The 21,152-nt window shown below is 61.0% G+C and carries 20 protein-coding genes and 1 pseudogene; 6 read left to right on the forward strand and 15 right to left on the reverse strand.

Features of this window, described 5'->3' with window-relative positions:
- The first annotated feature begins 285 nt into the window (after positions 1-285).
- The 3 genes from ureC (at position 286) to NW826_RS09960 (ending at position 4,551) form a co-directional block, all read left to right on the forward strand.
- Positions 286-2,004 (forward strand): urease subunit alpha, encoded by a 1,719-nt coding sequence (ureC, locus tag NW826_RS09950; RefSeq protein WP_414335744.1) that lies wholly within the window; start codon positions 286-288, stop codon positions 2,002-2,004.
- Positions 2,005-2,087: 83 nt separating this feature from the next.
- Positions 2,088-3,287, forward strand: a complete 1,200-nt coding sequence (locus NW826_RS09955; protein ID WP_414510042.1) for an ABC transporter ATP-binding protein — start codon at positions 2,088-2,090, stop codon at positions 3,285-3,287.
- 4 nt (positions 3,288-3,291) lie between these two features.
- The gene (locus NW826_RS09960; RefSeq protein WP_414335982.1) at positions 3,292-4,551 is read left to right on the forward strand and encodes an ABC transporter substrate-binding protein; all 1,260 of its coding nucleotides are present in this window, start codon (positions 3,292-3,294) and stop codon (positions 4,549-4,551) included.
- A gap of 8 nt (positions 4,552-4,559) precedes the next feature.
- Here the strand turns inward: NW826_RS09960 and NW826_RS09965 are convergent, their stop codons facing one another.
- The 5 genes from NW826_RS09965 to rimP form a co-directional block, all read right to left on the reverse strand.
- Positions 4,560-7,544 carry an ATP-binding protein gene (locus NW826_RS09965; RefSeq protein WP_414510043.1) on the reverse strand — a complete coding sequence of 995 codons (2,985 nt, stop codon included), beginning with the start codon at positions 7,542-7,544 and terminating at the stop codon, positions 4,560-4,562.
- Positions 7,545-7,551: 7 nt separating this feature from the next.
- On the reverse strand, positions 7,552-8,223 hold the full coding sequence (locus NW826_RS09970; protein WP_414367895.1) for an ABC transporter permease: 672 nt from the start codon (positions 8,221-8,223) through the stop codon (positions 7,552-7,554).
- Positions 8,224-8,323: 100 nt separating this feature from the next.
- Entirely contained in the window at positions 8,324-8,971 is a 648-nt protein-coding gene (locus tag NW826_RS09975; RefSeq protein ID WP_414335627.1) for a flavin prenyltransferase UbiX, read from the reverse strand.
- A gap of 55 nt (positions 8,972-9,026) precedes the next feature.
- Positions 9,027-10,400 (reverse strand): transcription termination factor NusA, encoded by a 1,374-nt coding sequence (gene nusA / locus NW826_RS09980; protein ID WP_414335625.1) that lies wholly within the window; start codon positions 10,398-10,400, stop codon positions 9,027-9,029.
- Positions 10,401-10,559: 159 nt separating this feature from the next.
- Entirely contained in the window at positions 10,560-11,033 is a 474-nt protein-coding gene (rimP, locus tag NW826_RS09985) for a ribosome maturation factor RimP (protein WP_414335623.1), read from the reverse strand.
- A 337-nt stretch (positions 11,034-11,370) separates the two neighbouring features.
- On the opposite strand from rimP, the gene NW826_RS09990 reads away from it, so the two are divergent.
- On the forward strand, positions 11,371-11,886 hold the full coding sequence (locus tag NW826_RS09990) for a TIGR02652 family protein (RefSeq protein WP_414510044.1): 516 nt from the start codon (positions 11,371-11,373) through the stop codon (positions 11,884-11,886).
- A gap of 108 nt (positions 11,887-11,994) precedes the next feature.
- Here the strand turns inward: NW826_RS09990 and NW826_RS09995 are convergent.
- The 8 genes and pseudogenes from NW826_RS09995 to NW826_RS10030 all read right to left on the reverse strand — a co-directional run.
- Positions 11,995-12,123 (reverse strand): annotated as a pseudogene (locus tag NW826_RS09995) (RNA-guided endonuclease TnpB family protein); the annotation flags it as partial.
- Between the two features lie 505 nt (positions 12,124-12,628).
- Positions 12,629-13,570 carry a hypothetical protein gene (locus NW826_RS10000; protein WP_414335620.1) on the reverse strand — a complete coding sequence of 314 codons (942 nt, stop codon included), beginning with the start codon at positions 13,568-13,570 and terminating at the stop codon, positions 12,629-12,631.
- A 262-nt stretch (positions 13,571-13,832) separates the two neighbouring features.
- Positions 13,833-14,357, reverse strand: a complete 525-nt coding sequence (locus NW826_RS10005) for a hypothetical protein (protein WP_414510045.1) — start codon at positions 14,355-14,357, stop codon at positions 13,833-13,835.
- Between the two features lie 121 nt (positions 14,358-14,478).
- Complete coding sequence (pyrF, locus tag NW826_RS10010) at positions 14,479-15,186, reverse strand: orotidine-5'-phosphate decarboxylase (RefSeq protein ID WP_414510046.1); 708 nt, start codon at positions 15,184-15,186, stop codon at positions 14,479-14,481.
- Positions 15,176-15,616 carry a DUF6464 family protein gene (locus tag NW826_RS10015; RefSeq protein ID WP_414335615.1) on the reverse strand — a complete coding sequence of 147 codons (441 nt, stop codon included), beginning with the start codon at positions 15,614-15,616 and terminating at the stop codon, positions 15,176-15,178. The genes pyrF and NW826_RS10015 overlap by 11 nt, the downstream gene beginning before the upstream one ends.
- 64 nt (positions 15,617-15,680) lie before the next feature.
- Entirely contained in the window at positions 15,681-15,980 is a 300-nt protein-coding gene (locus tag NW826_RS10020) for a hypothetical protein (protein ID WP_414510047.1), read from the reverse strand.
- 93 nt (positions 15,981-16,073) lie between these two features.
- The gene (pgeF, locus tag NW826_RS10025; RefSeq protein WP_414510048.1) at positions 16,074-16,910 is read right to left on the reverse strand and encodes a peptidoglycan editing factor PgeF; all 837 of its coding nucleotides are present in this window, start codon (positions 16,908-16,910) and stop codon (positions 16,074-16,076) included.
- Positions 16,907-17,311, reverse strand: a complete 405-nt coding sequence (locus NW826_RS10030) for a DUF3119 family protein (RefSeq protein ID WP_414335610.1) — start codon at positions 17,309-17,311, stop codon at positions 16,907-16,909. Before NW826_RS10030 ends, pgeF begins: the two co-directional genes overlap by 4 nt.
- 222 nt (positions 17,312-17,533) lie before the next feature.
- Between NW826_RS10030 and NW826_RS10035 the strand changes: the two genes are divergently transcribed.
- Entirely contained in the window at positions 17,534-18,421 is an 888-nt protein-coding gene (locus tag NW826_RS10035; RefSeq protein WP_414510049.1) for a diguanylate cyclase domain-containing protein, read from the forward strand.
- A 26-nt stretch (positions 18,422-18,447) separates the two neighbouring features.
- Here the strand turns inward: NW826_RS10035 and gcvH are convergent, their stop codons facing one another.
- Entirely contained in the window at positions 18,448-18,837 is a 390-nt protein-coding gene (gene gcvH, locus NW826_RS10040) for a glycine cleavage system protein GcvH (RefSeq protein ID WP_414336960.1), read from the reverse strand.
- Positions 18,838-18,930: 93 nt separating this feature from the next.
- On the reverse strand, positions 18,931-19,836 hold the full coding sequence (locus tag NW826_RS10045; RefSeq protein ID WP_414334162.1) for an alpha/beta fold hydrolase: 906 nt from the start codon (positions 19,834-19,836) through the stop codon (positions 18,931-18,933).
- A gap of 144 nt (positions 19,837-19,980) precedes the next feature.
- Here NW826_RS10045 and NW826_RS10050 point away from each other — a divergent pair, with 144 nt between their 5' ends.
- A complete protein-coding gene (locus NW826_RS10050; protein ID WP_414510050.1) occupies positions 19,981-20,922 on the forward strand; it encodes an NAD(P)H-dependent glycerol-3-phosphate dehydrogenase in 942 nt (313 codons plus the stop codon).
- Positions 20,923-21,152 lie beyond the last annotated feature (230 nt).

Below are 21,152 nucleotides of genomic sequence, written 5' to 3' on the forward strand. Positions count from 1 at the left end.
GTCAGGAAACCCCCCAGGGCGGGACTTACCAGGCATTATAGGTCAGGGTTTGTAAACCCCCCGTCGCTTCACAATAATTAAACGAGGGATCCCTTGTCTGATCAGGGTCGGCGTCGATTGGCAATCGTTTTTCCAATTGTAGATGTAAATATATGTAACGAATTTTCACCAACCCAATCTGCTCTGGTGAAATGAACGCTGGGAACTGGGCAACGGGCAGCAAGGGATCCTCTGGGCGGGGATATGTGGTAGAAAGCTGACAGCTTCCTGCGCAGATGTCCTTCTATGACTCTGGAAATTCCCCGTCGCCAGTACGTCAGCAACTACGGCCCCACAGTAGGGGATCGAGTGCGTCTGGCGGATACCGAGCTGATCATCGAGGTGGAGCAGGATTTCACCACCTACGGCGAGGAGATTAAGTTCGGCGGCGGCAAGACCATCCGCGACGGCATGGGGCAATCGCCGACGGCCACCCGCGCCAACGGGGCTCTGGATCTGGTGATCACCAACGCCCTGATCTTGGACTGGTGGGGCATCGTCAAAGCCGATGTGGGCATTCGCGACGGCTACATTGTCGGCATCGGCAAGGCCGGCAACCCCAACATCCAGACGGGGGTGACACCAGGCATGGTGGTTGGCCCCAGCACCGAGGTGATTGCCGGCGAAAACTTGATCCTGACGGCAGGCGGGATCGACGCCCATGTGCATTTCATTTGTCCTCAACTGTGCGAGTTTGCCATCGCTTCGGGAGTGACTACCCTTTTGGGTGGCGGAACCGGGCCGGCCACAGGCAGCAACGCCACCACCTGCACACCGGGGGCCTGGAACTTGGGGAAGATGTTGCAGGCGGCGGAAGGGTTTCCGGTCAACTTGGGCTTTTTTGGCAAGGGGAACGCGGCGTTTCCTGAAGCTCTGCGGGAGCAGGTGGAAGCGGGGGCCTGCGGGCTGAAGATCCACGAAGACTGGGGATCGACGCCGGCGGTGATCGATAGCTGTCTGCAGGTTTCGGATGAATACGACATCCAGACCCTGATCCACACCGATACCTTAAATGAGTCGGCCTTTGTGGAAGATACCATCGCCGCCATCAATGGCCGCACCATTCACACCTTTCATACTGAAGGGGCCGGAGGTGGGCACGCCCCCGACATCATCCGCATTGCTTCCGAGCCCAACGTGCTGCCCAGCTCCACCAATCCCACCCGTCCCTTTACCCGCAACACCATCGAAGAGCACCTGGACATGCTGATGGTGTGCCATCACCTGAGCAAAGAGGTGCCAGAGGACATTGCTTTTGCCGAAAGCCGCATTCGCCCCCAAACCATTGCCGCCGAAGACATCTTGCACGACATGGGGGCCCTCAGCATCATCTCTTCCGACTCCCAGGCCATGGGCCGGGTGGGAGAAGTGATCATTCGCACCTGGCAAACCGCCCACAAAATGAAAGTGCAACGGGGGCCTCTGCCGCAGGATAGCAGCCGCAACGACAACTTTCGGGCCAAGCGTTACGTAGCTAAGTACACCATCTGCCCTGCCATTGCCCAGGGCCTCAGCCACATCATCGGCTCGGTAGAGGTGGGCAAGCTGGCGGATCTGTGCCTGTGGAAGCCGGCTTTCTTTGGGGTTAAGCCGGAGATCGTCCTGAAGGGGGGCTTGATTGCCTATGCCCAAATGGGGGATCCCAACGCCTCGATTCCAACTCCGCAGCCGGTGTACCCTCGGCCTATGTTCGGCAGCTTTGGCCGCGCCCTGAGCGAGACCAGCCTGCTCTTTGTCTCCCAGGCTGCCCTAGACCTGGGGATCCCAGAAAAACTGGGGATCCAACGCCGGGCCGTAGCGGTCAAGAATTGCCGCGAGATCGGCAAGGCGGATTTGAAACTCAACAGCAGCACACCTCACATCGAGGTCAACCCGGAGACCTATGAAGTACGGGCCGATGGAGAATTGCTCACCTGTGAGCCGGCAGAAGTCCTGCCGATGGCGCAACGATACTTTTTGTTCTAGGCTTTTCTCAGCTTGAGGGTCGAGCATCTGGGATACGACTGACAGCGGAACGGATTGGCTAACCCTAGCCGCGTAACCTGAGCATGGGCCACCTTGTTCTTCGCCATCTCAGCAAACGCTTCCACAAGCAAGGGATCCCTGCCCTGAGGGACTTGTCTTTGACAGTGGAGCCAGGGGAGATCTTCGCCCTGCTGGGCCCATCGGGCTGTGGTAAGTCCACCACTCTCAATCTCATCGCCGGCCTGCTGGAGCCGGATCCCTGGCCCCATCCGGGAGAAATTTGGCTGGACGGGATCCTGCTCAACCCTCGGCCACCAGAGCGGCGCGGCGTGACTTTGCTCTCCCAGCACAGCCGTCTGTTTCCCCACCTGAGCGTGGGGGAAAACGTGGCTTTTGGCCTGAAGATGCGGGGTGTTCCCCGGGCAGAGCGAGAGGCAGCGGCCTTGCGCATGTTGGAGCGGGTACAATTGGCCGGGTTTGCTCAGCGCCGGCCCAGTCAGCTTTCGGGCGGACAGGCGCAGCGGGTGGCCCTGGCGCGGGCCTTGGTGATCCGGCCCAAGCTGCTGCTGTTGGATGAGCCTTTATCGGCTTTGGATGCCAACCTGCGCCAAGAGATGCAGGCCTTGATCCGGGAGCTGCAGGCGGAAACGGGTGTGACGACGGTGCTGGTTACCCACGACCAAGTGGAAGCCACGGCCATGGCCCACCGCATTGGCCTGATGTTTGCGGGGCAGTTGCACCAGGTGGGATCCCCGGCGGAGTTTTATCAGCGGCCGCGCTCCGAGCGGGTTGCCCGCTTTTTTGGCGGGGTCAATTTTCTCGATGCTCAGGGGGAAGGTCACCAACTTCGCCTCAGCACCGGGATCCTCTTAAAAAGCGCTGTGCCCCTCCAAGGTCAGGTGCGGCTGACGGTGCGCCCGGAGCAGGTGCAGGTGTTTCCCCAGCCGCCGGGGTTGGCCGAGAATGTTTTCCCGGCCCAGGTGGTGGCGGAGCGCTTTGCGGGCCCTCAGCGCCGGCTGCAGCTCCGAACCGGCTGGGGCAACCTAGAGGCGTGGGTGAACCCCCACCAGATGTTTGCGCCCGGGCAGGCGGTGTGGATCCATTTGCCGCCAGAGGCTTTGTGGCCTGTGGAGGGGGAGCCCTCACCCCCGGCCCCTCTCCCAGCCCAAGCGCTCCGCGCCGCTCACGCGACCACCCCCAGCCCCTCTCCCAGCCCTCACCCCCGGCCCCTCTCCCAGGGGGAGAGGGGAGTTAAGTTGAATCTGGAACCTAGACAGAGGTGAGGCCATGCAACCCAAAGGCGTTTTCTGGAAGCGGCGGCAGGTGTTGGCGGGCCTGGGATCCCTAGGGGCTTGGCTGGTTGGGCAAAGCTCTCCTCTGGCGCAAAACACCGGCGAGAACCCAGTGGAGTTGGGATCCCTGAGCTGGGCAGATATCCTGGAGCGGGCGCGGGGCAGCCAGGTGAATTGGGCCATGTGGAGCGGCAGCGAGGCCATCAACGGTTTTGTGGATGGCTGGGTCAAGCGGCAGTTGCAAGAGCGCCATGACATTCGTTTGAACCGGATCCCGCTCACGGATACCGTGGAAGCGGTCAACAAAGTGATTGGAGAGGTGCAGGCCGGGTTGCGCAGCGGCGGCAGCCTTGATCTGATTTGGATCAACGGCAACAATTTCCGCACCCTCAAGCAGGGGAACTTGCTCTACGGCCCCTTTGCCCAGAAACTGCCCAGCCTGCAGTTCTACAACCCTGCCGATATCGCAACGGATTTTGGCCTGCCCACCGAAGGCTATTCTGCCCCCTACACCGGCAACTATTTCCTGATGGCCTACAATGCTGAACGGGTGCCCAATCCGCCCCGGAGCTATGCCGAATTGTTGGCCTGGGCCGAGGCCAATCCAGGCCGGTTCGCCTACGTGGCCCCGCCGGATTTTCACGGTAGCCGCTTTCTGTTGAGCGCCTTCTACGGTGTGACAGGAGGCCATGCCCAATACAGCGGGCCGGAGTTCAATGCCGAGCTTTGGGCGCAACAATCCCCCGCTCTGGTGGACTACCTGAAAAAGCTGGATCCCTTGTTGTGGCGGCGAGGGCAAACCTATCCACCCACCTTTGCCCGCCTGGCGGAACTATTTGCCAACGGCGAGGTGTGGCTGATCCCCACCTTTATCGACCAGGTGATCTTGCGCAAGGGCAACGGCCAGTTTCCCCCCAGCACCACCCCCTATGGAATCCCCGGCACCAGCTTGATCGATCCCTCGTTCACGGCCATTCCCATCAACGCGGCCAACCCTTGGGGGGCAATGGTTTTGGCGGAGCTCTTGGCCAGCCCGGAAGGACAACTGGAAAAGTTCAAGCCGGATGTGTGGGGGGATCTGCCCCTGATCGATATCCGTCGTCTGTCTGCCGAGCTGCAGACCAACTTTGCCCAGCTAGAAGCTGCCGCCGGGATCCCCATTCGCGAGGCCATCGCCGGCGCTGTGCCCATCGTCCACCCCGAATACACGGTGCAACTGGAAGCCCTCTGGCAGCAACAGGTTTTGCCGGGATAGGTGGCCCCTCACCCCCAGCCCCTCTCCCTGGGGGATCCCCTCACCCCCAGCCCCTCTCCCCCAGGGAGAGGGGAGCTTTCGCTTCTCTGTTTCTGCAGGTGAGATGCTGTTCTGGCTTGGGGCAGCCAAACGCGAAAATGCGTCCATCCTTCCAAGCTGCTGACGGAGATCTGGCCCCCCATGTGCTCCACCAGTTGCTTGACCAGGGCCAGCCCCAGGCCGGTGCCGCCGTGCTTCCAGCGATCCGACTGCGGGATGCGGTAGAACTTCTCAAAGATGCGGGGCAGCTCCGATTCCGGGATCTCGCTGCTGTTGCTGCAGACAAAGAGGATCCCTTCTCCTTCCCAGGCCACCTGCAGGTGGATGGATCCCGCGGGGGCGGTGTATTTGACGGCGTTGTGCAGCAGCTCGCGCAAGATGCGGCCCAGAGCCGTGGGATCCGCCTCAAGGGGTGGGATCCCCTCTTCTAGGTGCAGTTGCAAACTTTGGTTTTTGGCCTGGGCCAGGGGCTGAACTGCCGCCACCAGATCCCGCAAATAGCGCGGCAGGAAGATCTCTTCGGGTTGGAGCAGATACTTCTCGGCTGCCAGCCGCTGCATGTCCAGCAGGTCGTTGATGAGATCAATTTGGCGGTTGCATTCCTTGAGGGCGATGGCGAAATAGTGCTGCTGCTTCTCGGGGTTATCGTGGGCTATTTGCAACATTTGTAGGGCCATGCGCACATTGGTCATGGGGGTGCGCAGCTCGTGGGAGACGGTGCTCAAGAAATCGTCCTTGAGCAGGTTGAGCCGCTCCAATTCCTTCACCTGGGCCTGGGCCGCCTCATACAGACGGGCCTGCCGCAGAGCCAGAGCAGACAGGTTGGCCACCTGATAGGCCAGTTGTCTCTCCGCTTCGGAAAACTCCTGCTGCCGCTCCAACAGCAGCAGCCCCAGCCGCTCTTGCTTGTCCCAAAGGGAGCAAGCCAAAAGCTGTACCCAGTGCCCCCCTCGCTCCTTTTGACAACAGCAGTGGACTTCCCAGGGCTGGTCAAGAAACGCATGGGAGTGCAGCAGGTGCCTCAGCTCGGGATCGTTGAGGTAGGCGGGATCCGCCTTCTCCGGAAACGAGCAAGCCGGGATCCAAGAGGATCCATCGGCACTGGTCAAGAAAATATGACAGCCGGTTAGGTTGAGGGCCTCGGCCAGGCTCTTGACCACCTCTTCCAGGATCTCCCCCTCCTTGAGGCTGGCCACCATCTGGCCGCTGAGGGAGCGCAGCACCGCCTCAAAGCGCAAAGACTGCTCCAGCTTGGCAGTACGCAGCGCCACCTGGGCTTCCAGCTCGCGGTTGAGGGCTTCTAGCTGCTGTTGGATCCGCTTTTGCTCGGTGATCTCCCGCCCCACCGACAGGATCTCCACCAGTTGGCCCTGGCTGTCGAAAATGCCCTGATCCACCCAGCTCACCCAGCGGGATTGGCCATCTTCGCCGGGGTACTCCCGCTCGCTGCGGTGGTAAGGGTGCTCAGGCGTCAGAGCCGCAAGGGACTGCAGCACCGCGGCTTGCTCTTCTTCCGGGAGCAGATCCCGCCAAGGTCGGCCCAACACTTCTTCTGGGGAACAGCCAAAAAAGCGCAAGAGCGCAGGGTTGCCGTAGGTAATTCTCCCATCGGGCTGAAAGCGGCAGATCAGCTCCGTCTGCTGCTCCACCACAGCGCGGTACTGCTGCTGCTGTTGCCAGAGGCGATCCAGCAAAGCTTGTTGGTTGGTGGCCGCCTGCTGCCAAGCCTTGGCCAGGGTCTGCACCTCTTGGATAGGGCCGGGATCCACAGGGGGCCAGGCCGGGATCCCAGTGTGCACAAATTGCTCCGCTATTTGGGTAAGGCGGCGCAGCGGACGAGAGATGGCTTCCCTGAGGAGGATCCCGGCTGCCAAAAAGCCCAGCAGCAGCCCACCCCCCAACAGGGCCGCCTGCCGAGCACTGGCATAGACAGGGGCTAAAAGGGCGCCCTCCGGGATCCCGTAGACGAAATAAAAGCCCGGCCCCCATTGATCCTGAATGGCCGTCACCTGCACCCAGTAAGGGATCCCGTCCACCCTGAGGCGCAGCAAACCTTCAGAGTCCGCCGTTGCCCAGGATCCCACCTGCTCTTGCACAGCCAGCAGCAGCGGCTGGGGAGACAGCTCCTCCCTGCCGGCCACCACCTGGCCCTCTTCATCCAGCAACCAGCTCACCCCTGGATACGCCAAGCTGGCCTGCAGATCCTCCAGAAAAGCCTGCAGTTGCTGAGCCGAGAGAGTAGCCACCAAGCTGCCGTAAACCCGCCCCTCCGCCTCGGCCAAGGGCAGCGCTGTCAGGATCAGCCGCTCCGGCCTCTGATTGGGAAACTCGACAAAAAAGTTGCTCACCACCCAGGTACGGCGGGCCCCTTCCTGTTGCAGGATCCCGGGAAACCAAGACAGCCGCCGCAAATCCACAAAGCCCAACTGCCGCGTCAAGCCGGTGGGATCCCCGCTTTCCGGATCCCGCTGGCAGCCCTGGACGGATCCCGGCTTCAGGCCTGGCGTGTGGTAGGTCCAGATCGACCCACCGGTGTGGCGGCGGGCGGTTACAAACCCCCCCTCCGCTGAGACAAAGCCGATATAGCTCAGCTCGGGAAACCGCTGCAACTGGCGGGCAAAATAGGCCTCAAGCCTCTCCAGATCTTGCGGCTGAAGCGCGGCCAAATTGGGCAGTAGCTCCCACTGGACTGCCCCTTGATTGAGGGCATTGATCTGAAGGGGGGCTTGGAGATAGCGCCTGAGGTGCTCTTCAGTGCGATGGTTAACCTCACTCTTCAGGTGCTCGGCCAACTGCAGCGCCATCTGCCGCCCAGCCCGCCAGGAGAGATAGCCCACCCCGCCTGCCCCCCCAGCCACTGCCAACAGCAGCGGCAACAGCAGCGCCACCTGCAAAGGAACCGCTCGAGAAGTGAGGAAGGGCAGGCGCATTGGAGAAGAAGAGGAAAACAGCATGGGATCCCTAGGCTTGGGGCGGCTCCAGAGCTCGCTGCAAAGCGCCGAGGAGAATTTCGGCACCAATGGCCAATAGCGCCACCGGGATTGCTCCCACCAACAGGATAGCGTTGTCGTAGAGGGCAAACCCCAGCGTGATGAAGCTGCCCAGCCCGCCCGCCCCGATAAAGGCCGCCAACGTGGCGCTGGCAATGACCTCGATAGTAGCAGTTTTAACACCGGCCAAGATCACCGGCAACGCCAAGGGGATCTCCACATGGCGTAGCACCTGCGCCGGCGTCATGCCCATCCCCAAGGCAGCTTCGCGTAGAGCCGGATCGAGGCTGCGGAAGGCCACATCCGTGCTGATTAAAATGGGGGGCAAGGCCAAGATCGTCAGGGCAATCGCCGCCGACTGAAAGCCAAGGCCAAAGTAGGGAATGGCCAAAAACAAAATCGCCAAGCTGGGGATCACCCGCAAGCTGCCGAAGGCATTGATCACCACGAGGGAAACCACCTGCGAGCGGGAGCTGCCAAAACCCAAGGGCAGGCCCACCAGCAACGCGATCCCCAGCGGCACCGCCACCAGTTGTAGGTGCTGGAGGAAAGCTTGAACTAGCAGGTCGCTGTTGCTGTAGGCGTAACTTAAAGAGCTGGCCAAAAGACTCATCGAGGGTGGGTAGGTGGCAGCAAGCTCCAAGATAACTCCCCTCTCCCTCTGGGAGAGGGGCTGGGGGTGAGGGCTGGGAGAGGGGCTGGGGGTGAGGGCTGGGAGAGGGGCTGGGGGTGAGGGGATCCCCTTAGTCCTCTGGGGGCAGCTTGAGGATCTGCCGCTGGCGCATCCCCTGCCAGCGCTGGATAAGGTCGCTGTCGATGCCGAACTGATCCAGCGCCTTCACCACGACAAAATCCACCAAATCCAAGAGGGTGCGCGGCTGGTGGTACCAGGCCGGAATGGCCGGGACAATGCGCACCCCTGCTTCCGCCAGAGTGGTCAAGTTGCGCAGGTGGATCAGGCTAAAGGGGGTTTCCCGCGGCACAATGACCAGACGGCGACCTTCTTTAAGCTGCACGTCGGCCGCCCGCTCCAGCAGATCTGAGCTCAGGCCGGCAGCCAACTTAGCCACCGTCCCCATGCTGCACGGGATCACCAGCATCCCCTGGGTGCGATAAGAGCCACTGGCGATGGTTGCCCCCACCTCCTGCCAACGGTGGCAGACCAGGGATCCGCCCTCGCTTTCGGCCTGCTGCCGCCAAAATTGCGCCTGCTGCCGGGGATCCACCGGCAACAGCACCCCTTGCTCTCCCTGCCACACCTGATAGGCCGCCTTGGAGACCACCACTTCGACGCGGTAATCCAGGCTGAGCAGGACGTGCAAAGCCCGCACAGCATAAAGCATCCCAGAGGCGCCTGAGACGCCAAGGATGATGGGCAGAGAGGATGTCAAGGGCCGCCGCAGAACGTCTTCTGCTCAAGTCTAGCGAGGAGAGCTCTCCCTGATCTCACTCTTGGGGCTGGGCGATGTCGAACTCGGCATCGTAGTCGAAGTCCTCGTCTTCCTCAACCCAGTCTTCTCCCAGCCTGTCGTCTGTGGCCAACTTCTCTTCCTCCAAGCGGCCCTTGGTTGCGTACTCCTCGTCCTCTAGGCCCAGAGCGGCTCGCTCTGCCCGCCGCCGCAAGCGTTCCAAAGCCTCCGGCGTGATGAAGGGATAGGGCAGCCCCTGCGCTTGCGCCTCCTCTAGCGCCGCCCGGTAGCTCTCCACTTCTTTAATATCGATTTTCCAGCCGGTGAGACGGGCGGCCAGGCGCACATTCTGACCCTCTTTGCCGATGGCCAGGCTGAGCTGGTCGCCGGTCACCAACACGTGGGCCTGTTGGATTTCCGGATCCACCAGCCGCACCTCCACCACCTTGGCCGGGCTGAGGGCGTTGGCGATGTAGGTGGCGGGATCCGGCGACCAGCGGATGACATCGATTTTCTCGTTGCGCAGCTCGGCTACCACCGCCTGAATGCGGGATCCCCTTGCGCCAATACAGGCCCCCACCGGATCCACGTCTCGCTCCACCGTATCGACGGCGATCTTGGTGCGCGGCCCCACGTTGCGGGAAGGGGGGTTGGCCTCCCGCGCCACCGCCACGATGCGCACAATATCCTCTTCGATCTCCGGCACCTCGTTGGCAAACAGGTTGACCACCAAGCCGGCATCGGCCCGGGAAACCAAAAGCTGCGGCCCCCGCCGGGATCCCTGGTAAACCTGTTTGAGGTAGACCTTCATCACCGTGTTGGGGGTGTAGCGATCGCTGGCCAACTGCTCCTTCTTAGGCAGCTCGGCCTCCACCTCTGGCTGGCCGAAACCGCTGGAAACAGCCATGATCACCTTCTGCCGCTCCATGCGCAGCACCCGTGCCTGCAGTACGGTTTTTTCCAGATCGCGGAACTCTTCCTGAATCAGACGGCGCTGCTGATCCCGTAACTTTTGCGCCAGCACCTGCTTGGTTTGGATGGCCGCCATGCGGCCAAATTCCGCCTGTTGTGGGGTAACGTCACTCATGACCTGCCAGCCCACTTCGGCTTCTGGATAGTCCTGCTGCACGTCGTACAGGGAGATCTCGTGATCCGGATCCTGCACCTGCTCCACGATGGCTTTGGTGGCCAAAACGCGAAAGCCCCCTGCTTCCACATCCAACTCCACATCGAAGTTGCGGAAGTGATCTTCTTCAAAAACGACATCTCGCTGGATGGTTTTGCGGTAGCGTTCGTAGCCTTTGAGCAGCGCCTCTCGCAGGGCATCGGTGACCACATGGCGGGGCAGGTTGCGCTCCCGCGAGATCATCTCCACCATTTCTGCCAAACCGGGCAGAGGCACCATCGACATAAACTGTTGTCCTCCTAATGCAACTTGAGCTGGGATGAAACTGCTATCACTGTTGCTCCGCAATCCTGACGGGAAATGCATCGTCGCATAGCAGGTAGCTCCGACGCGAAGACAGGGCAACACACTTCGCGGCCGAACGTCCTCTCTATCCCCATTCCTCTACTCGGTTTCTGCCTCTGAGAGGACAACGCGCTGGACTGAGGCGCGGGGCAACTGGACTCGTCGCCCTTTGAGGGAGAGGGCAACGTTCTCCTCATCCCGACCCAGTAGGTGTCCTGACCAGACGGTTTTGCCCTTGTAGGGCGGATCCACCGTCACCTGCACCGCAAATCCTTTGAAAACCACAAAGTCGCGGTCGCTGGTGAGCAGGTTGGTGATGCCGGGGCTGGAGACCTCCAGCACATAATGGCCGGGGATCAGATCCACCCGATCCAGCTCCACCTCCAAGGCCTGGCTCATGGTTTCGCAATCGGCATGGCTGGTTTCTTGATCCGGATCCAGCGGACGGATATCCACCCGCAAGACCGGTGGATACTGATTGGTGTGAAAAACCATCTGCACCAATTGATACCCCAGTCGAGCGGCCACAGGACGGGCCAAGCTCTCCAACTGTGGAATAAGAGGGTGAACCATAACCAACTTGTCGCCAACCTATGTTGCAGCCAGAGCCGAACCCACTTGGGCCGGCACCGGCAACAGGGGCGCTCAGCCCCCTCAAAAAGCAAAAAAGTGGGCGCTGCCCACTCCCCGTTGTCATTGCGGAGATTGCCTGGGAGCTGCCTGGAGCCGGTGCAGACTCTGGGCGTGCTTCCCTTCAATCCATTTTAAAAGATCTCGTCTGGTTTTGTCATGGGGATCCTGACTTGCGTTTTGCCCACGCGATCGGCACCAGATCCACAAAAGGCAACATCTATAATGTGGACAACTGCGGATTTGCTCGACTATTCAGCCGCGTTTTGTGGGGTTACCTATGACTGTTGCCTTTTCCTACCCGATCTTCGGCCCCAGCATTCAGTGTCCCCACTGTCGGCAAACGATTGCGGCCCTCACGCTGACCGATACTTACCTCTGCCCTCGCCACGGCGCCTTTGAGGCGGATGCTGAGCAAGAGGAGCTGGTACATCTGCAATCCGGACGGCGCTGGCGTTTTTGGGAAGGCCGCTGGTTTCGTCAGCACACCCACGCCGATGGGATCCGCTTCGAGATTCATGAAGAATTGGATCGGCTGCGCATGCAAGGGATGCGAGCCACACAGGTGATCGTGGCCGAGCGCTACCGCCCCTTGCTCACCCCCTACCTGGAGCAGGGATCCCATCGCCGTCCCGGCCCACCCCGCCTCTACGGCCTGCCGGTTAGCTTCAGCTCCCAGCTTCCTGAAGGAGCCGGTGGATCACCGCAGCGCTGGCGAGTGATCAACTTCGAGCTGATCTGCGAGCTGGATCCGGCCATGCGCCAGCCGCAATCCCGGCTGCAGTTCTGCGATTAGAAGGACAAACGGCCAGGGAGCTGTTGCGGTGAGCATCAAGCCCCCTCGGCTCTGAGATTTTTCTCCGGATCGGGGAGAGCTATGCCTTGATAGGTGTAGCCTCATAAACTACCCCACCGCATAGGCGGGTGAGGTTTTAGCGCTACGCGCGGCTGACGCGAATGGTAGGCCCTGCAGTTGGCAAGCCAACCACGAACCCCTAGGTCGGTTTACAGCGGCCCCCAAAAGCGCAATCACAAAGGACTCCGTCCCGCCAGCGCGAAACGCCGCAAAACGGCTGACCGCCCCCATGAAGGTGGGCCCCTCCACGATCACCACATCCCCCGGCTCCACAAAGACCTGGGGCAAGAGGCCGAGGATCTGCCCAGAGCGATGGCCGATCAGCAGGTTTTCCGGTTGGGCCTCCACCCCTCTAGCCGGCATCAACTGCAGCACCACCTCAATCAACCCGGCAAACGTGCCGCCATAATTGAGGGCATTGTCCCCATCCTCTGCCAACACCTCCGCCGTGGCCCGTGCCAAGTCGGTCTTGGGAAACAAACGCGAGTTCAAAGGCAGAACTGCTCACCACCGGCACCGCCCCTAGATCTCCGCGCCAAGAGGCGGGGGGATCAAAGCCTGCGCCCGTTGGGCAAACAGGGTCTGCAACAGAGGCTGAGCTGCTGCGTTCGCAAAAGCGTCGCGTAGCGATGATGAGGTCTGGGTCATAGCAAGCAAGACAAAAAGAAAAATGCAGACTAGCCTAGGCCAATGATTGCCACGATAACAAGAAAGAACTGCCCAGCAGCAGGGATCCCAAAACCCGCCGCCAGCCCCGGTAGGGGATCTCCGCCAAGACGCCGCCGGCGCTCAGGCACAGGAAGGGGAGCCCCACCAATCCCCAGCGAGCACTTTGCTGCAGGCTGTTCACTTGGGGATCCCAAAACCACGTCGCCAGCATCCCCATCCAGAGGACATGGCCCAGGCCGGCCAAGCTGAGCAAGGCTTGTTGCCGTTCCGCCCAGGGCCAGCCCAACCGCACCAAGCTCAACCCCAACGGCAGCATCAAAGTCGCCAAAACGGCCAAGCCACCTTGGGAGCTGAGGCGATAGGCAACCCTTGCAGAAGGATCAGCCGGTAGATCGACCCGTCCCAGCCAAGAAAGGGCCATCACCAGCAGCAGCAAAAGCAGCCAAAGTGCCCCTCGCGAACGCAGCGGCTGCCGCGACCACTGCTGGCTCGTCCACAGCCCCGCCCAGAGCAAAGCCAAGGGCCAAATCTTATAGGACAGGGCACAAGCTAGGGCCAGACCCCACCGGCGCAAGGCAGATCCCGGCCCAACGCCGCAACTGCACAGCCACACCCAGGTGCTCAAAATCTCGCTGCCCGGCTCCAACCCTTGGGTCAGCACCCAGGGGCTGAGTCCCCACAGCCCGGCACTCCAGAAGTTGCCCCAGCTCCAGCACAACAGCAGGATGGCCAAACAAGCCATGACCGAGAAGATCCGCAACAGCTCTCCAGCCGGGATCCCCGTTCCCTGAGCCAGCCAGGGCACTAGGCCATCCGCAAACCAGTGGTAGAGGGGCAGTTCCGGCTGACCGGATGGCAAGGATCCCTCAGAGCCGCTCACGGGCACAACGCGCCACCACTGCAGCGGAGACGGTTGCCCCCAGGAGCGGAGCCGCTGTCCCAAGAGCAGGCCCATCCCGCCCCAAAGCAGCCAGTGGCCTATGCAACCAAAACCGACCAGACGTCGGCGGCGATGTTTGTCCGTGTTGGACGACCGCAGTCGGGAAAATGAGCCGCGGGGCAGCCGTTTGCCCTGGCGAGGTTTGGCGGGGGGAAACTTCATAGGTATGCCCTATTGTGTTCCTGAACGGAATGGTCATTCGACCAGCAGCAGAACATCCAATGCCTCTCCCTCTGGGAGGAGAAAGTGTCCTTGTGTGCCTTGCAAAACTCCCCGCCTACAGAGAAGGTCTAGTCAACTCTAGATCGCCCGTCAAGGGGCAACCCGACTGCTGCCAGCGACGGATGGCCTGAGCGGTGAGCCCCTCGGTTACATCGCGAATCGGGATCCCCGCTCCGGTTACCTGCAGACGCACCAACTGCCAGGGATCCCCAGACCTAGCCCGCAGCACATAGGCCTCGTAGGCCAGTTGCAGGGTTTCGCTGCGCCGACCGGCCAAGGGGTTGCCCTGGGGGTGTTGGGGCAAGACCAAGCGGCGCTCCAACGTGGTGAAATACAGTCGAAAAGCCTCTGCAGCCGTTGTGGTGTCCGAGAAAACCTGAGCCAGCTCCTGAGGAGGGAGCATTTCAACCTCCGGCTTCCCCACAAGCACAACCTGAAACTCAGAGCGGGAGCGGCTCAAGGCCAGATTGAGGAACAGAGGCAACTGCTCCGTTAGAGCCTCAGCCCAAACCTGAGGAGCAGCCAGACAGGCTTCTCCGCTTGCCGGGGCGGCAGGAAGGCTGCACAGGCCCAAAGCCACCGATAAACCCACTCCCAGCCAACACCCCCTGCCGTTCGCGTTGGCGGACTGGACAGGTGGCCTATGGCGTCGTTGCCTCACAGCACCACTCAGCCAACAGCGGGCGAATCCCTCAACCTTCTCACCCAGAAGCATCCCACAAGGCTTGGAAGCGCCGCAAGGCCGCCACCGGATCCGGAGCAGCAAGGATGGGGCGACCCACCACCAGGTAGTCGGCTCCTGCCCGCAGAGCTTGGTCGGGCGTGCAGATGCGCTGTTGATCATCCCCACCATCCCCCACCCTGGCGTCGCTCAGACGGATCCCTGGAGTAACCAGCAGAACCTCCGGCCCCAAAGCCTGGCGCAGCCGCCCCACTTCCTGCGGGGAGCAGACCAGCCCCTTCACACCTTGATCCAGGGCCAGTCGGGCCAATTGTAAAACGTAGTCGCCAGGATCCCGTTCAATGCCCAGCTCCTGCCGCACCTGGTCGGGGCCGAGGCTGGTTAAGAGGGTCACTGCCAACAGCCGACAGGAACTGCCCTGGGCGGCGGCCACGGCTGCCCGCAACATAGCACTGCCACCGCAAGCATGGACGGTGAGCAGATCCACCCCATAGCCGACGGCCACCTCCGTAGCCCGTCCCACCGTGTGGGGAATGTCGTGCAGCTTCAAATCCAGAAAAATGCGCTTGCCCCTTTCCTTGAGAGCCTGGAGGATAGAGGAACCCGCAGCAGAGAACAACTCCAGGCCCACCTTCCACCACAGCACCTGCGGCAAAGCGTCCACCCACCCCACAGCCTGCTCCCAAGAAGAGGTATCCAGGGCAACAATCAGGCGGTCACCCTTCATCGCGACTCATTCCAGGGCTCACGTTCCGGGGCTCGTAGTGGGGGCAACCTTCACAGGGGCCGTGCGGATTGACGGCACAGCGCAACTCTGGAGAATGGGCATTGTAGCGACAGGTGGGATCCCCGATGGAGTCGGGCGGCGAAGCCACGTAGGTATAAACAACCAGGCCACCAAATCCTATCGGGCTGACGAAGAAACGGCTGCTGCTGAAAGATTCGCCCACAGAAGGGTTGAAGGTTTCCTCGCAAGGTTCTGGCTCCAGTTCCTCCTCCAGATTCCAGAGCGCTTCCCACTGCCGCAGGGTTTCTTGGAGAGGCACGGCCAGGTGTTCCGTCAGTTCTGTCAGGGCTGTTTCCAAAGCGGCGAGGCTTTCTTCCGCCGCTTGGGTGAAGGCTGCCACCCATTCCTCCAATAGCTTCTCAAAATCCATGCAGCAGCGACCTAGAGGCTCCTTCTTTACCTTACTGCCAACCTGGGCGATCTTTAACTTCCTCTTAACTTCCTCCCTGGCAGACGGCATCCACCAGAGCTTGGTTGACCAATGGAAACAGCTCCGCCAACTCTTCTGTAGATAGGTTGCCGGTACAGACATTGGCGCGAATATGCCATTCAGCCCACATCTGCGGCGAGGGAGCAGCGGGATCCCGGCCTTCCTCAGAACCTGAACCGCCCACAGAGGCCCGAGGGCGGCTGCGTCCCGACCCAAGGTTTAGTTGCAGCACGCTGTCACGGTTGATGCCGGTCAGAGAGGTTTGGGCTCTTGCCCCTTGGGTCGAAACGAGTGTGAGGGCCAAGACCATCCCAGACAATCCGCAAAGGGCGGCACTACGAAACATGGGATCCTCGCCGGTTAGTGAAAAAGCTATAGGGCTCTGTCTTGAGCGGAATTATAGCCACTGTTGTTCCCGTTCTTCTGGGCAGAGCCGACTGGAGCATGCTGACAGCCGCAGGCCAATGCCCGACCACTGCACGCAATGACGGCCCTGCTCATCCTTCAGGGATCCATCGCGGCGGTAGGAAAAGAAATCTTGGGGTTGGCTGAGGGTGCAATGGGGGCTGACGGCAATCTGTTCAGAGGGGATCCCTTGGGCTTGGGCTTGGGCACAATTGACCCAGCGCAGATCCAAACGAACTTTGCCGGGCAGAGGATCCGGCAACAGGGCGGCGCGGGTGTCCAGCCCCAGAGGCAGGCTTTTCAGCACCTGCTCGGCCACTTCTTCTGACACCTGATAGACCGACCCCGAAATAGAAGGCCCGATGGCAACGCGAATCGCGGCGGCAGGGATCCCCGCCCGGAGAAACTCCCGCAGCACCTTGGACAAAATCCCCCCAGCAGTTCCTCTCCAGCCGGCATGAACGGCCGCCACCCATCCTCGACTGGCCAGCAAAATCGGCACACAGTCAGCGGTGCATACCCAGGCAGAATCCCCTTGGCGGCGGGCAATGACTGCATCCGCCTGAGAACGGGTAGAGATCCCTTGACCGGGTCTTTTTTGCCTGAGGGTTTCCGTGCCCTCATCTGCCCAAATCCAGTTGCAGCCGTGCACCTGATGGCCCCACGTGGCCCGTTCAGGGGGCAGTTGCAGCCGGGCGGCCAACTGGGACGGGAGGTGAGGATGGCCTTGGCGAGAGCCAAAAGCGTGAGGCCACTCTGCCAAAAGCTGACACTCCAGCCAGCGCCATCTCCCTGCCTGCCGCCAAACCCACACGGCAGAGCCAATCATTGGCGGGAGCCATGAGACTTTCGTCGTGGGTGGAGATGGCCCAACCGCTCTTCCAGGCACATTTTCAGCTCGGCAGGGTTAAACAGCATCGGCAAAAAATGAATGCTCTGGGTTTCCCGGAAAAAGAACAAAACCGGCAGCGGCGGCCAGAAAATTTGCCAATCCTGCCACTCGCTATAGGGGAACTCGCGGATGCGTTTGGGGCCGCTGTAGACCTGCAGCGCCGTCCTGGTAAAGGCCAGCCCAATCAAAGAGGTCTGCACCATCAAAAACAGGCCAAACAGGCCCACCCCCAGCCCCGCCCAAAAAGAAAGCCAAAACAACGGCACTGCCAAGGCCAGCACCGACAGGCTGAGGCGAAAATCCGGGGTTAACAGGTGGGCAGAATTGGGTCTTGTCATGCCCCGCTTCTCCTGGATTAAGGATCCCAGCCCCATTCTAGGCTGCCTCGGCAACCCTTCGGATCAGAACTGGCAAGACAACTCTTATGCACCGCTCATGCACAAACAGGCCCGCGGGAAAACCGGCATAATACGGATATAGGCAGGGGTGTTGCTAACTTAACTTATACTTTGATACAACCTACAACTTGTCGGGCCATGCCTCCAGAGCCTCTCCTTCCGATGCCAGAGGAACCAACCACGCGGATCCCCCCAGAGGTCTACGAGCGCGGCTCCCAGGCCGAGCTGACTGCGGCCTTTCTGACGGTGATCAGCGGTGCCAATGTGGGCATGACCTTTCCTATGGCAAGTGGGGGAGTTTTGGGGCGCAGCCACCAAGCAGATATTCAGCTATCCGACCACGCCGTCTCCCGGCAGCACTGTCGGCTGGAGAGAGAAGGCGAGGGGTATGTTCTCACCGATCTAGAGAGCCTCAACGGTACCTACGTCAACGGCAAACGCATCAGCCGCATTCTTCTGAAAGATGGAGATCGCATTCAAGTGGGGGCCACCACCCTCAAGTTTGCCCACTACGACGCGGCAGAAGCAGCGTTCTTTTCGCAAATGGCCACTGCCGCCCTCTACGACCCGCTGACCGGCTTGCACAACCGCCGTTTTTTCCTGGAGCAACTGGAGCTGGAGATCCCTTTTGCGCTTCGCCATCACATTCCCCTCCACGTGCTCTATCTGGACTTGGATGGGTTCAAGCAAATCAACGATCGCTGGGGGCACTGGGTTGGGGATCAAACCTTGATCCGGGTGGCACGACAATTGCAGGCCCAAGTTCGTCGCGAGGATCTGCTGGCCCGGCTGGGGGGCGATGAATTTGCCCTCTTGGTACGCGGGATCCCGAACCCCCAAATCTTGGGGTTGACAGAACGCCTGCGGCGGGCCGTCCAGTCGCTGTCGGTGCAGGTAGGGGCGGAGACCGCCCACCTGAGCTGCAGCGTAGGCATCGCCTCTCTGCTGGAGCTGGGAGAACGAGCCGACCCGCAAAGTCTGCTGACTGCTGCCGACAAGGCTCTCTACCGAGCTAAGTCTGAGGGTGGCAACCGAGAGCTTTTCCGGTAGCTCAAGGCCAGCCGTTGCAGTTAAGTTTACGACCCCTCTACCAGGCTGGCGTAGGCTTCAGCGCTCATGGTGTCTTCGAGATCTTCGGGGTTGGCGATGCGCACCTTGATCAGCCAGCCATCGCCATAGGGATCGTCGGCAATGCTCTCCGGGCTATCCACCACTGCCGTATTGACGGCCACCACTTCTCCCGACAGGGGGGCATAGAGATCTTCGACCGCCTTGACCGACTCGACCGAGCCAAAGCTCTCGCCTTTTTCAATCTCGGTGCCTTCTTCGGGCAGGCCGACGAAAACAATGTCCCCAAGCTGATCGACGGCATAAGCTGTGATCCCGATCACCGCAATATCATCCTCGACATGGATGTACTCGTGGGTGTCCACGTAGCGCAGGTGGGATGGATATTCCAGGGCCATGCCGGTTCTCCCGTAGAATTCAGTGGATTATTCTAGGGTGAACCCTTGGAGATGGTAAAGGGCGGATCCCCAGCCCGGCCATTCCCCCGCTGGCTAGAGAAACTCCATCAGCAGTCGATTCACGGTTTGCGGCGCCTCTTGCTGTGCCCAGTGGCCGCATTCGGGGATGTACTCCTTGCGCAGGCCGTTGGGGAAAAAGGGATCCATCCCCTCGGTCAGCTCGCGGCTGAGGGCAAAGTCTTCTTCGCCCCAGATGAGCAGGGTGGGGGCGAGGATCTGCCGCATGGGCTGCAAAAACAGGTTCTGCAAGGTGGGCAGGTTAAAAAGCTGGCGGTAGTAGTTGAGGGCAGAGGTGAGCACCTTGGGTTTGGCGAGGGCCTCTTGGTAGAGCTGCAGATCGTGGCGGGTGAAGGCGCTTTTGCGCACCGAGGTTTCTTGGAAAATGCGCCGCACCCAATCTCCCAAATCCCACTGCAGCACCCACTCTGGCAGCCAAGGCAACTGAAAAAAGAACAGATACCAGCTGCGCCGCAGTTGATCCAAGTTGCTCAAGAACTCCCGCCGAAAGCAGGCTGGGTGGGGAGAATTGAGAACGGCCAGCTTGCGGATCTCGTGCGGGAAAAATTGCGCCCAGTGCCAGGCAATGGCTCCCCCCCAGTCGTGGGCCACGACCACCGCCTTCTGGGCCCCAAAGTGATGCAACAGGCCGCGGACATCCTCGGTGAGGGTATCCAGGTCGTAGCCGTGATCCGGTTTGTCGGAGTCGTTGTAGCCGCGCAGGTCAGGGGCCACCACGCGAAATCGCTGCGCCAACACCGGGATCTGGTGGCGCCAGGAGTACCAAAACTCCGGGAAACCGTGTAACAAGATCGCCAGCTCCCCTTCCCCCTGGGTGACATAGTGCAGTTGAATGCCATTGGTCAGGGCATAGCCGTGCCGCCAACTCCCCATCTTGGCAGCCACCTCAGCAGGAAGGCGTTGGATCCCTGCTTCTGTCATCTCCTTTGTTCTCGATTCTGAACCCATGATTTGGTATCCACTCATACTAACCTTTGCCCTTGCTCTTCCTCCCAACGGTGAAGACTTTTTTAGAGGGGTTAGCCAGAGGCACCCTAGGAGAGAGGCTACGGCTGGAGAGGTGCGATGAAGACAGAAGTCCAACGCCCGACCTCTCCCCAGAGCATCGCCATTCTGGGGGCGGGAGCCTGGGGAAGCACACTGGCTCTGCTGGCCCAAGCCCAAGGGCACCGGGTGCAGGTTTGGGATCGGCGCAAGGGTCTGGATCTCGAAGAAGTGCTACCGGGATCCCAAATGCTCATCTCGGCAGTCTCCATGGCGGGGGTGCGCCCTGTGGTGGAAGCGGTGCGCCAGGTGGGGATCCCTCCCCAAGCGATTGTGGTCTCGGCCACCAAAGGGCTGGATCCGCTGCAGCTTCTGACCCCTGCCCAAATTTGGGGGGCCACTTTCCCAGAGCAGCCCCTGGTGGTGCTTTCAGGGCCCAACCTTGCGGCGGAAATCCGTCAGGGCTTGCCGGCAGCGGCAGTGGTGGCCAGCCGGGAACCCTGGGCAGCCGTGCAGGTACAACAGGCCCTGGCTTCGGAGCGGTTTCGCCTTTACACCAGCAGCGATCCCTTGGGGGTGGAGCTGGGGGGCACCTTGAAAAATGTTATCGCCATCGCTGTTGGAGTGTGTGACGGCTTGCAACTGGGGGCCAATGCCCGTGCGGCTCTGGTCACCCGCGGCCTGGCAGAGATGATCCGGGTGGGATCCAAGCTGGGGGCGCGACCTGAGACCTTCAACGGCCTGTCGGGGCTGGGAGATCTGCTGGCCACCTGCCACAGCCCTCTGAGCCGCAACTACCGGGTGGGCTACGGATTGGGCCAGGGTAGTCCTTTGTCCCAGGTTTTGGCCGCCATCGAGGGCACCGCCGAAGGGGTTTACACCGCCCCTGTTGTGGTCAAGATCGCCGCCCAACACGGGATCCCGGTGCCCATTACCCAAGAGGTTCACCGGTTGCTGCAGGGGCAGACCACTCCCACTGCCGCCCTGGCCAGGCTGATGGAGCGACAACTGACCTCGGAATAGGCCCCTCACCCCCTGCCCCTCTCCCAGCCCTCACCCCCTGCCCCTCTCCCAGAGGGAGAGGGGAGTTAGGGATAGACGGAGAGAAACGTTTCATTGCTATTTGATAATGACCATAAGCGCAAATCTGCGGATGAGGAAGGAGGTTCTGCACCGTATCAGGATTTCTGCAGAGGGTTGGGGTGCCAGAATGAGCCATTTGGCGGAGTTTTTTTCCTCAGAGTTTTCCTATG

Source organism: Synechococcus sp. OH20 (assembly GCF_047502685.1).
GTDB lineage: Bacteria > Cyanobacteriota > Cyanobacteriia > Thermostichales > Thermostichaceae > Thermostichus.